The 10,935-nt window shown below is 72.1% G+C and carries 9 protein-coding genes, 1 tRNA gene and 1 pseudogene; 7 read left to right on the top strand and 4 right to left on the bottom strand.

All coding sequences use genetic code 11. The features are described 5' to 3' along the window. Positions 1–161 precede the first annotated feature (161 nt). From ACFZDC_RS31875 to ACFZDC_RS31865, 3 genes and pseudogenes are all read right to left on the bottom strand, one after another. Positions 162–311: a hypothetical protein gene (locus ACFZDC_RS31875; protein ID WP_391329256.1), complete on the bottom strand. Its 150-nt coding sequence runs from the start codon at positions 309–311 to the stop codon at positions 162–164. Positions 312–396: 85 nt separating this feature from the next. Next, complete coding sequence (locus ACFZDC_RS31870) at positions 397–948, bottom strand: diguanylate cyclase domain-containing protein (protein ID WP_391329255.1); 552 nt, start codon at positions 946–948, stop codon at positions 397–399. 111 nt (positions 949–1,059) lie between these two features. After that, positions 1,060–1,224, bottom strand: a pseudogene (locus tag ACFZDC_RS31865) (SpdD-like protein); the annotation flags it as partial. 59 nt (positions 1,225–1,283) lie between these two features. Between ACFZDC_RS31865 and ACFZDC_RS31860 the strand changes: the two are divergent. After that, entirely contained in the window at positions 1,284–1,523 is a 240-nt protein-coding gene (locus ACFZDC_RS31860; RefSeq protein WP_391329254.1) for a hypothetical protein, read from the top strand. Positions 1,524–1,707: 184 nt separating this feature from the next. Here ACFZDC_RS31860 and ACFZDC_RS31855 read toward each other — a convergent pair. Beyond that, a tRNA-Arg gene (locus ACFZDC_RS31855) sits at positions 1,708–1,783 on the bottom strand. A gap of 271 nt (positions 1,784–2,054) precedes the next feature. Here ACFZDC_RS31855 and ACFZDC_RS31850 point away from each other — a divergent pair. The 6 genes from ACFZDC_RS31850 to ACFZDC_RS31825 all read left to right on the top strand — a co-directional run bounded on the left by ACFZDC_RS31850 (position 2,055) and on the right by ACFZDC_RS31825 (position 10,317). Beyond that, positions 2,055–3,671, top strand: coding sequence for a dynamin family protein (locus ACFZDC_RS31850; protein ID WP_391329253.1), 1,617 nt, complete (start codon positions 2,055–2,057; stop codon positions 3,669–3,671). Continuing rightward, positions 3,668–5,995: a GTPase gene (locus ACFZDC_RS31845; protein ID WP_391329252.1), complete on the top strand. Its 2,328-nt coding sequence runs from the start codon at positions 3,668–3,670 to the stop codon at positions 5,993–5,995. Before ACFZDC_RS31850 ends, ACFZDC_RS31845 begins: the two co-directional genes overlap by 4 nt. A 353-nt stretch (positions 5,996–6,348) precedes the next feature. After that, a complete protein-coding gene (locus tag ACFZDC_RS31840) occupies positions 6,349–6,819 on the top strand; it encodes a single-stranded DNA-binding protein (RefSeq protein ID WP_391329251.1) in 471 nt (156 codons plus the stop codon). A 349-nt stretch (positions 6,820–7,168) separates the two neighbouring features. Further along, on the top strand, positions 7,169–8,518 hold the full coding sequence (locus tag ACFZDC_RS31835) for a Cys-Gln thioester bond-forming surface protein (RefSeq protein ID WP_391329250.1): 1,350 nt from the start codon (positions 7,169–7,171) through the stop codon (positions 8,516–8,518). Between the two features lie 207 nt (positions 8,519–8,725). Further along, positions 8,726–8,902, top strand: coding sequence for a hypothetical protein (locus tag ACFZDC_RS31830; RefSeq protein ID WP_391329249.1), 177 nt, complete (start codon positions 8,726–8,728; stop codon positions 8,900–8,902). Between the two features lie 323 nt (positions 8,903–9,225). Beyond that, a complete protein-coding gene (locus tag ACFZDC_RS31825; protein ID WP_391329248.1) occupies positions 9,226–10,317 on the top strand; it encodes a hypothetical protein in 1,092 nt (363 codons plus the stop codon). Positions 10,318–10,935 lie beyond the last annotated feature (618 nt).

The following is a 10,935-nucleotide window of genomic DNA, read 5'->3' as shown; positions in this document are numbered from 1 at the left end:
AACCGGTGCGCGAGGCAGTCACACGTCCGTGACGGCGAGTTGGACTCCACGGACGCGAGCGCGAAAGACTGCGGCAACAGGGCCTCCTGGGACTGCTCGGACGGGATCGCACCCCCGAACTACTCAAGAGGCCCTGCCTTCATGCGCCACTCCTGCCGCGATCACCCGATCAGGACCCCTGTTCGACGGCAGTGCGCGGTGATGGTGCGCAGGCGGCCATGGGCGTCGCGGCCGCCGAGGGTGACGGTGACGGAAGCGAAGCCGTCGCAGGCCGGGCAGATCCTCGGCGGGGGCGGGGTGGGCTGAGCCATGATGGTGGTTCCTTTCGATTGCGGTTGGAAGGAACGGCCCCGGGTGGCGGCGTGCTTGGCGGCTTGTGCGCCACCCGGTGGCCGGTCAGCGAGAAGTGCGGCAGCCCCGGCGGCCACGGCCCTTGGCCGCGTACATGGCCGCGTCAGCGGCGGCGAGCGCATCCGTCAGGGCGGGCACCGCGAGATCTGCAACGGGGCAGACACCGACCGAGGCGGCCAGTGGTACAGACAGTCCGTCGTAGTCCAGCGGCCGGTGAAGAGCGGCGTTGAGCGCGTCGAGGTCGACGGCCTCGAGGTCCCGGATCACGGCGACGAACTCGTCTCCGCCCAGGCGGCCAGCAGTGCCATTGCGCCCGCACCAAGCGCGCAGCCGGGCGGCTGTTGCGGTGGGGACGGCGTCTCCGGCGGCGTGGCCGTGGGTGTCGTTCAGGGGCTTGAAGTGGTCGAGGTTGACCAGGAGCACGGCCGATCGCGGGTATCGGCGGATGAGGTGTTCGGCGCGGGCGGTCCATCCGGCGCGGGTGTGCAGGCCGGTGAGCGGGTCGCGGCGGGCGGCGGCGAGACGGCGGGTGAGCAGGCTGCCGTGCACGGCCCAGCCGAGTAACGGCACGATGCTCGCGGTGGTGTTCAGGTCCATGACGTTCTCCCTTGGCGATGGCGATGGCGATGGCGATGGCGGTTGGCTGGCGGACTCCGGTCCCCGGAGCGGCGGCGTGCTTGGCGGCTTGTGCGTCGCCTCGGAGGCCGGTCAGCGACGCTTGGCTTCGGTGGTGATCAGAGAACGGATCACCAGGGCACAGACGGCGCCGACCACCAGGACCACGGCGGTTCCCCCGCCAACCAGGGCGATCACGGCACCCGGGCTGAGCTGAATGGCGGGCCGGGACGGGACCTGAGAGGCCGGGGCGGGTGCCGTGGAGGCCTCTGGCGGGCTCCGTCATCCGCCGCGCCGGGCGCAGTGCACGCAAGGCGGTGCTGCCTGAGCACGTCTTCGAGTCGCCCACGGGCAAGCGCGTGTACGACAACCGACACACGCGCCTGACGGAGTGGCTCAACGACGGCATCCCGCCCGCTCAGGTGGCTGACTGGGCCGGAAACAGCGTCCCCGTGCTCCTGGCCACCTACGCCCGATGCGTCGAGGGGCAGCTGGCTGATCTCAAGCGGCGGCTCGAAGCCGCGGGGGACCTCCCCGAACAGTTGGACGCCGGCTGACTCCCGACCGCGCCTGGCCGAGAACTTCGACACGTATTCGACACGGCCACCCGCGAAAACCCGGTGACAGCCGGACAGCCCCGGAGCCTTCCCTTGATCGTCGGGGGAGGGGCCGGGGCTTCGTCGTGTCGGGTGAAACGTGCTCTGAGCAGCAAAAAGCCCTCCCGTTCGGGAGGGCGAGGGGTGGCGCCCCCGGCAGGACTCGAACCTGCGGCCAAGCGCTTAGAAGGCGCCTGCTCTATCCACTGAGCTACGGGGGCCTGGTGCGGGACAAGGATAAAGCTCCCCGCTCCTTGACCCGGTTGCTTCGCCTCCGTGGCTCGATGTGGAGGTTCGGTGAAGCGATCCTGATAATCGCAGGCAGGTACGAATCGTGCACCGCTTTTGGCCTCTGACGCACAGGGTGTTGTGCACTCGTTATGCCTGGACTATGCCTGCGTCCCAGTCATCCTTTACGTCCGTTGCGTCCCATCGGCACGCTGAGATGTCCATATGCTTCAGAATTCCCCTAAAATTGGGCATTCTTCGCATGTGGTGACCTTGGACGTACGGCCTCAGCTGCTCGACACACTCTCCGCGCTGCGCGACCGTGTCGCCGCCGCACGCTTTCCGCTCCCCCTGGCCGGGGCCCCACGCGCGCGTGCCAACCGCGACGAACTCCTGGCGCAGCTCGACGACTACCTGCTTCCCCGGCTACGGGAGCCGGGGGCGCCCCTGCTGGCCGTCGTCGGCGGGTCCACCGGGGCCGGCAAGTCGACCCTCGTGAACTCCCTCGTGGGACGGCGGGTCAGCGAGGCGGGCGTGCTGCGGCCGACGACCCGCACACCGGTACTCGTCTGCCATCCGGAGGACCATCGCTGGTTCAGCGACATGCGCGTGCTCCCCGCTCTCACCCGCGTGTGGGTGCCCAACCGAGGCGCGGGCGACGATCTCCTGCTCTCCGGCGACGACCCTCCGCGCGTGCTACGCATCGAGACCGCCGACACCGTTCCACGCGGGCTCGCCCTGCTCGACGCCCCCGACATCGACTCCCTGCTCGCCGACAACCGTGTCCTGGCCGCCGAGCTGATCTGTGCCGCCGACATCTGGGTGATGGTCACCACGGCCGCCCGCTACGCCGACGCCGTCCCCTGGCACCTGTTGCGGACCGCCAAGGAGTACGACGCCACCCTGGTGACCGTCCTGGATCGCGTGCCCCACCAGGTCGTCTCGGAGGTTTCACGCCAGTACGGCGCTCTGCTCAGCAAGGCCGGACTCGGCGACGTACCCCGCTTCACCGTGCCGGAGCTGCCCGAATCGGTCTGGGGTGCCGGCCTGCTCCCGGCCAGCGCCGTGGCAGCCCTGCGGACCTGGCTCGTCCACCACGCCCAGGACACCGCGGCCCACCGGAAAGTCATGGCCCGCACGGCGCACGGGCTCCTCGACTCGCTGAAGTCGCGCATTCCCGAGCTGGCCAGCGCCGCCGCCGCCCAGTACGCGGCCGCCCTCCGGCTCACCGCCGCCGTCGACAGCGCCTACGACACCGAGCACGCGCGCGTGCGCGATCGACTGCAGTCCGGCGCCGTGCTCGCCGGGGACGCGCTCAAACGCTGGCGCGCCTTCCCGCTCGACTGCACCGCCGGCGAGCTGCTCGACGCCCTCGTGGAGAGCCTGGCCGCCCTGCTGCTGTGCTCCGTCACCGCCGCCGACGACCGCGTCAGCAATGCCTGGCGGCGCGAACCCGCCGGAGGTGCCCCCGGGCTCGCCGGCCGGGACCCCTCCCTGGAGAGCGCCGAGCATCGCATCGGGCTCGCGGTACGGCGCTGGCGGCGCGAGCTGGAGGAGTACGCCGAGGAGGAGGTGCGGCATCTCGAGCGCAGCGCCGCGCCCGACCCCGAGGCCGTCGCCGCCCTGGTCGCCACGGCGCTGCTGGGCGGCCGCCGGGCGCGCAACTCCGGCGAAGGGCTCGCCGAGCGGCTCGGCGCCCACGGCGCGCTGCGGTTGCGCGACCGGGCCGGACGCCTGCTGACCGATTACGTCGATCGCGTCCTGCACACCGAACGCGAGCGGCGCCTTGCTCCCCTCGACGCCCTGGGTGTTCATGCCGAGCCCCAGGCCGAACTCATCGCCGCGCTGTCCGTACTGCAGAAGGAGAGAGGTGACCGGTGACCGCCGTCACTGACCACGACCACACGGACCACACGGATCAACTCGATCACTTGGATCGCATGGACCACATGGAGCAGGCAGACGGTTCCGGGGGAGTGGAGTCCGGGCCCGGAGGCGCGGGGGAGCCTGGCGGCAGCCACGCGCGGGGCGACGACGGCGACTCCGGGGAGGTCCCTGCGGTGCGGGACCCGTCGCCGGAGGAGGCTTCCAAGTCCGGTGCCGGGGCCGGGGCCGACGCCGGCCAACGGGACGCGCAGCCGGAGGAGGGCAGGCACGCGCGCGTACCGGGGGAACGCCGGGAGAGTGAGCGGCATGTCCGCGTCCCCCAGGCGAACCACGGGGACCGCGTGGACCACGGGGGCCAGTTGGACAAGGAACGGCACGCGCGCGTGAAGGGCCCGGACGCCGGCGCCGCGTCGCTCACCCGACCCAAGGAGGGCGAAAAGCCCGGCTCCGCCTCCGCCTCCACCTCTGACTCCTCCTCAGGATCCGGCTCCCTTCCTAGCTCCGGCCCCACCTCAGGCTCCGCCTCCACCCCTGGCGCCGGCCCCGGTTCCACCCCTGGCGGCTCCGGCTCCGGCTCCGACCCGGACCCCGAGTCCGGTGACGCCTGGGACGACGGTCTCATCGCCCGGCGTGTGACGGAGAGCAACGCCGCCGCCCTCTCTGCCGAGCGCGCCTCCGTGCTGGACGGCCCCGCGCGCGGCCCGGGGAGCCGCACTCCCGTGACCCTGGCGTACGACGGCCCCCTGCGCTCCCGCCTCGACGCGCTGCGCGAACTCGTCGGCCTCTCCCGCACCCGCCTGGACAGCCGCACCCTCGCCGAGGCGGGCCGGGTCCTGGACGAGGCGGCCGCCCGCCGCAAGCTCTCCGGCCAGCACACCGTCGTCGCCATCGCGGGCGCCACCGGCAGCGGAAAGTCGCAGCTGTTCAACGCGCTGGCCGGAGTCGCCATTTCGGAGACCGGCGTACGGCGCCCGACCACCGCGGCCCCCATCGCGTGCAGCTGGAACGACGGTGCGGCGGGTCTCATCGACCGGATCGGCATCCCGGGCCGGCTGCGCCGGCGCCCGCTGCACAGCGCGGAGGCCGAGGGGCAGCTGCACGGGCTGGTCCTGATCGACTTGCCCGACCACGACTCCGCGGCCGTGGAACACCGGGCACAGGTCGACCGGATTCTGAAGCTGGTCGATGCGGTCATCTGGGTGGTCGACCCCGAGAAGTACGCCGACGCCATGCTTCACGAGCGTTATCTGCGGCCCATGGCCGGCCACGCGGAGATCATGTTCGTCGTCCTCAACCAGATCGACCGGCTGCCCGGAGACGCCGCCGACCAGGTCCTGGACGATCTGCGCCGGCTGCTCGACGAGGACGGCATCGCGCTCGGCGAGTACGGCGAGCCGGGTGCGACCGTGCTCGCACTGTCCGCGCTCACCGGCGAGGGCGTCGGCGACCTGCGCGAGGCTCTCGGCGAGTTCGTGACGGAGCGCGGTGCGGCGGCCCGCCGGGTAGCGGCCGACGTGGACGCCGCCGCGGACCGGCTGCGGTCCGTCTACGCCACCGGCCGGCGCGTCGGCCTCAGCGAGGAGGCACGGGAGGACTTCGCCGCCCGGCTCGCGGACGCGGTGGGCGCCATCGCGGCCGGCGAGGCCGCCGAACGCGCCTGGCTGCGCAACGCGAACCGGGCCTGCGGGACGCCCTGGCTGCGGCTGTGGCGCTGGTACCGGGGCCGCGGCGATTCCACCACGGGCCGGATCCCGGTGCGTAGCCAGGCCGATGACGAGGCCACGGCCCGCCAGCGCGTCGAACAGGCGGTCCGTACGGTGTCCGAACGGGCCTCGGCGGGCCTGCCGGCGCCGTGGGCGCAGGCGGTGCGCGAGGCTGCCGTGCGCGGCTCCCAGGGGCTGTCCGAGGCGCTGGACGAGCTGACGGCGCGGGCCGGACTGCCACCGGGACGACCGCCCCGCCCGGGGTGGTGGCCGGTGGCCGTGCTGGTCCAGGCGGTCATGACCCTGCTCCAGGTCGTGGGCGGTGCGTGGCTGACGGGCCAGATCGCCGGAGTGATGGCGCCGAACCTGGGGGTGCCGGTACTGCTGATGGTGTGCGGGATCGTCGGCGGGCCGCTCGTGGAGTGGGGCTGCCGTATGGCCGCCCGGGGGCCTGCGCGCCGGTACGGCCAGGAGGCGGAACGGCGGCTGCGGGAGGCGGCCGGGAACTGCGGCCGGGCCCGGGTGCTCGATCCGCTGGCTGCGGAGCTGCTGCGGTACCAGGAGGTGCGGGAGCAGTACGGGCGGGTGGTCCGGACGGGGGCCGGGGTGGGGTGAGACGTCGTTTGGACCCGGCCCCGTGAATGGACCCGGCCCCGTGAATGGACCCGGCCCCGTGAATGGACCCGGCCCCGTGAAACAGGGGTGGCGTGTGGGGCCTGTGGGGCGTTCGGGGAGCGCCCCACAAGAGGGCACATGGGGGTGGGCAAGGCTCGTCGGGGACGCAGCTCACTCGTGCGGGTGACGGAGTTTTCCTCAGGCGGGGAGTGGTCCACAGCGCTCAGCGGGCCCGGCCCGGCGGAGGCAGTCTGATGCCACGGCGATCGCGCCGCGTGGCAGACGCCGCCGTACGGGACGGGCCCGTGCGTATGTCCGCCGGCCGGAGGGGCCGGGTGAGGGAGGGGTTCACGATGAACGAGACCGTGGTGTGTGTGGTGGGCAACGTGGCGACGCCACCGGTGTACCGGGAGCTGGCGGCGGGACCGTCGGCGCGGTTCCGGCTGGCGGTGACCTCGCGTTACTGGGACCGGGAGAAGAGCGCCTGGACGGACGGGCACACCAACTTCTTCACGGTGTGGGCCAACCGCCAGCTCGCCGTCAACGTGGCGGCGTCGGTGGAGGTGGGGCAGCCCGTCGTCGTCCAGGGCCGGCTGAAGGTGCGCACGGAGCTGCGTGACGGGCAGCAGGGCTGGGCGTCGGCCGACATCGACGCCGTGGCCATCGGCCACGATCTGGCGCGGGGCACCGCGGTGTTCCGCCGCGCGGCCAAGCCGGAGACGCCGGCGGTGACACGTCCGGAGCCCAACTGGGAGACAGCCGTCCCCGACACACCGGACGGCGAACCGGCCCAACAGCGCCCGGAGCCAGCGGCGGTGACGTGACGTAAGCGAGCGACCGGCCGGCCCGCCCGGCCCGGTCGGCGTCATGACCGAGCGACGGCTTGTCGGCGTCCGCCTTCCGAACACCCCACCGAATCGGTGGATTTGTCGATAAGCCCAGCTCATATCCCGCCCCGGCGATAACGATTGCGGATCGGATCGTCCATCGGACGATCTGACCGGCCGAGGAGGTCCGGTGTGATCCATAGGATGCCGGGCGTGCCCCTTGGGGCTGCCGATTCTGCTGGTGGGACCGTCCCTCACATCCAACGGGTCCTGCTCGAAGGGGAATTCTGTGCTTGCTGCGTTCTCTGGGTTTCCTCGGTCCGCCCAAGCGGCCCGCCTCGGCGCCGTGACGCTGGTGTCCGGCCTGGTGGCGGCGGGTGTGCTGTCCGGCGCCGGTACGGCCGTGGCCGACGGGACGCCGCAGCCCCAGGGCGGCGCGACGGCCACGATCAACGGTCTGAAGACCTACGGCGAGGCCGTGATCCACGACGTCGGCGGCGACCAGCGGGTGGCCGCGGGCCTGTTCGAGATGTCCGTGGACGGCGGCGGCACCCTGCAGACGTACTGCGTCGACATACACAACCCCACTCAGCGCGACGCCCGCTACCAGGAGACACCCTGGAGCGGCACCTCACTGGGCACCAACAAGGACGCCGGCCGGATCCGCTGGATCCTGCAGAACTCCTATCCCCAGGTCAACGACCTCGCCGCGCTCGCCCAGCAGGCGGGCACGAGCGGTCTGACCGAGCAGGACGCGGCGGCCGGCACCCAGGTGGCCATCTGGCGCTACTCGGACGGCGCGAAGGTCGACGCGATCGATCCGCGGGCCGAGAAGCTCGCCGACTACCTGGAGAAGAGCGCCCGCGGCATCGCCGAGCCGCAGGCCTCGCTCACCCTGGACCCGCCCGCGGTCTCAGGCCGCCCGGGTGATCTCCTCGGGCCGGTGACCGTGCACACCAACGCGGGCCGCGTGACGGTGAGCCCGCCGGCGGAGGCGGGCACCAGCGGGGTGCGGATCATCGACAGGACCGGCAAGGTGATCACGTCCGCGAAGGACGGCAGCCAGCTGTTCCTCGACGTCCCCGAGGACGCGGCGGACGGCTTGGCGCAACTGACGGTCCAGGCCTCCACCACCGTGCCGGTGGGCCGTGCCTTCGCCTCGGAGAGCCGCAGCCAGACCCAGATCCTGGCCGGCTCCAGCGAGTCCACGGTCTCCGCGACCGCGGGCGCCACCTGGGCGGCCAAGGGCGGCATACCGGCGGTGTCGGCCCGGAAGAACTGCGCCAAGGGCGGCCTGGACATCACTGCCGCCAACAAGGGTGACCAGCCCTTCACCTTCGAACTGATGGGAGCCGAGCACACCATCCCGGCCGGTACCTCCCGCACGGTGACGGTCCCGCTCCAGGAGGACCAGCCCTACGACTTCACGATCACCGGCCCGAACGGCTTCAACCACCGCTTCGCCGGAGTCCTCGACTGCAAGACCCAGGGCACCCTGACCACCAAGAGCACCCAGACCCTCAGTGGGCCCTCCCCCGCCACGGTCGGCGGTACCACGCCGCCCGACACCGACCTCGCCGCCACGGGCGGCTCCGCGATCACCTCGATGATCGCCGGTGTGGCCATCGGGCTGGTGGTGATCGGCGGGGCGGTGCTGGTGGTCCTGCGCCGCAAGGAAACCCACCCGGGGAACTGACCGACCCAGCAAGCGCAGGCTTCCATGCCTGGTCGTTGAATGCCTGGCTCCGGATGACCGCGCCGATGCCGCTCGTGAAGGCGTGACCTTGCGGCCGGTCGGGGTCAGCCAGGGCAAGGTCACGTCGACGGGCGGGAAGCGCTCCATGTGCTCGCGGAGCGCCGCCGACACCTCGGGTCGAGGGGAACGTCACGGAGCTTGCCGCGCTTGGGCGGTGCGAAGACGAGCGTTCCGCGCACCTTGTCGGCGGACGTAGAGCCGGCCGAGGTCTCGGGTGTTGTCGACGGCCAGGCCGATGAGCTCGCCTGGCCGCAGACCGCACCCGGCGCCGCGACCGTCCGGGTGGTGTCCGCGGGTGTGGACGTCTTTGTGTGGAGTGTCTGAAGGGCGACGGTGGCCTCCTTCCTTTAACTGACGTACGTCAGTTCAGTGGCTGTGGAATGCCGTGATCCCCAGGAGGTCGAATGAGTCGCGAGGCTGGTGGAGCGGGAGGGATCGGCCGGCTCGACTGGCCACCGTTCACAAAGGTTCGGTGGTCAAGGGGCATGGCTCTCGCTGCGGGCCTGGCACTCGGCGTGGTCGGGATGTCGGCCCAGGAGGCACTCGCCCAGGCTCCGTGCGGAACCAACGGGGCCTTCAGCAGCGGTCCTCCTCCCACGTGTACGTACACCGCGACCGGGGAGGACACGTTCACGGTTCCCGCCGGAGTGACCAGCATTCACGTGGTCGCCAACGGCGCAGCCGGTGGCTTCGGCGCCACGGTCAGCAACGGAGGCCCCGGTACGCAGGTCACCGCGGACGTACCCGTCACCCCCGGCAGCACCCTGTACGTCGAGGTCGGCGTGGGCGGAGGAGCCGGCGGCAGCGCGAACGGCGGGGCGGGGGGCGGCGAGTCCGACGTCCGCACGTGCTCGGCGTCCTCTGTCAGCTGTGTGCTGACCGGTGTTCCGGCGACGGATCCGCGCCTGCTTGTGGCTCCGGGCGGCGGCGGAGGGGGCGGTGGCACCCACGACCCGAGGCCGGGCGGTGCCGGCGGCGTCGGGCCTTCCTACTGCAATCCCGGGAGTGACGGCACGGGTGTCAGCGGTGCCGGTTCGGGCGGCGGCGGGAAGTGCACCACCGGCGGAACGGGTGGCGGAAGCAGCGGCGGCGGGACCCCCGGTGGCAACGGATCACCCGGAGTCGGCGGCAACGGCGGCAACTTCGGGAGCCCGTCCGGCGGCGGTGGGGGTGGCGCCGGCTTCTGGGGCGGGGGCGGCGGTGGCACGGGCAACGACACCGGTGCCGGCGGGGGCGGCGGTTCCAGCTTCGTCGTGGCCGGCGCGAGCAATGTCTCCGCGGTCGCCAACCCCACGGGCACACCATCGGTGAGCATCAGCTTCGTGCCCGCGCCGAGCATCACCACGAGCCCCTCGCGCACCACTCTGCCGGTGGGTACTCCGCTCTTCGACCGCGCGACGGTGACCGGAGATGCCCAGCAGGGGAACCCGGCTGCCTCCGGCGCGACGGTGTCGTTCTTCGTCTGCGGTCCCTCGGTGACCGGCTGCACGAGCGGCGGTACGGCGGTGGGCGGCCCCCGGCGGCTGAGAGCCACATCGGGCACCACCGCGATCGCCGTGTCCCCGCTGTTCAGGCCGAGCGTCGCCGGGACCTACTGCTGGCGCGCCGAGTACTCGGGCAACCCCAGCTACAGCGCCTCGTCCGCGGACGGCAGCAGCGAGTGCTTCACCGTGTCTCCTCGTGGGGGCCCTTGGCAACAGGGCTGGTACTACGGACTGAGCCACTACGCCCTCCCATAGCTGTGGTTCGGCAGACCGTGATCCACGCGGCCGCGCCTTAGCCGGGTGCGGCCAAGGGCCCGGCGGCTTCAAGGCTGAGACGCCGTCCTACGCGACTCTCGACAACCTCGTGGTGCGAGTCACTGTGGCTCCACATCACACGCCTACAGCACCGGATCCGGCCCCTGACCAGCTGGTCAGGGGCCGGATCCGGTACTTCGTGGCTCTGCTCTGCGCCTTGATCCCGCGCATCGTCGGCATCGCGCCCGGCCTCATCACGCGCGTCCTGGCACCGCCAAGGGACCGGCCTCCCTCCACGAGGGCGGACAAGGCCACAGAGAACACCGGATCCAGCGACAGCGCGCCATCCACTGCTGAGCCCGCCGGGGCACCGGCCGCTCCCGCCGATACGATCATCGCGCTTGCCGCGGCAGTTCCGGTGCAGCTGACCAAGGCGCACGCCAGGCTCATGCCGCGTGCCAAGGGCGGCCCGTGTGATGACCCCTCGTGGCCGCTCCCGTAATGACGCGCAGGCTCATCCCAGCAGCCCCCAGCCGGCCTACCTGGGGTTGGGGCGGCCCCCCACCCCCGCTACTCAGTGACAATGACCAAACTGAGCGCGCTCCCGTCCGACTCGGA

The sequence above is a fragment of the Streptomyces sp. NPDC007905 genome (assembly GCF_042959345.1).
In the GTDB taxonomy this organism is placed as follows: Bacteria; Actinomycetota; Actinomycetes; order Streptomycetales; family Streptomycetaceae; genus Streptomyces.
Note: the sequence above shows the minus strand (reverse complement) of the source record. Positions and strands in the feature narration are given on the sequence as shown.

Bases quoted from the DNA above. Each gene is read 5' to 3' on its own strand.
- ACFZDC_RS31840 (WP_391329251.1), top strand. From the start codon at position 6,349: ATGAACGAGACCGTGGTGTGTGTGGTGGGCAACGTGGCGACGCCACCG.
- ACFZDC_RS31875 (WP_391329256.1), bottom strand. From the start codon at position 311: ATGGCTCAGCCCACCCCGCCCCCGCCGAGGATCTGCCCGGCCTGCGAC.
- ACFZDC_RS31870 (WP_391329255.1), bottom strand. From the start codon at position 948: ATGGACCTGAACACCACCGCGAGCATCGTGCCGTTACTCGGCTGGGCC.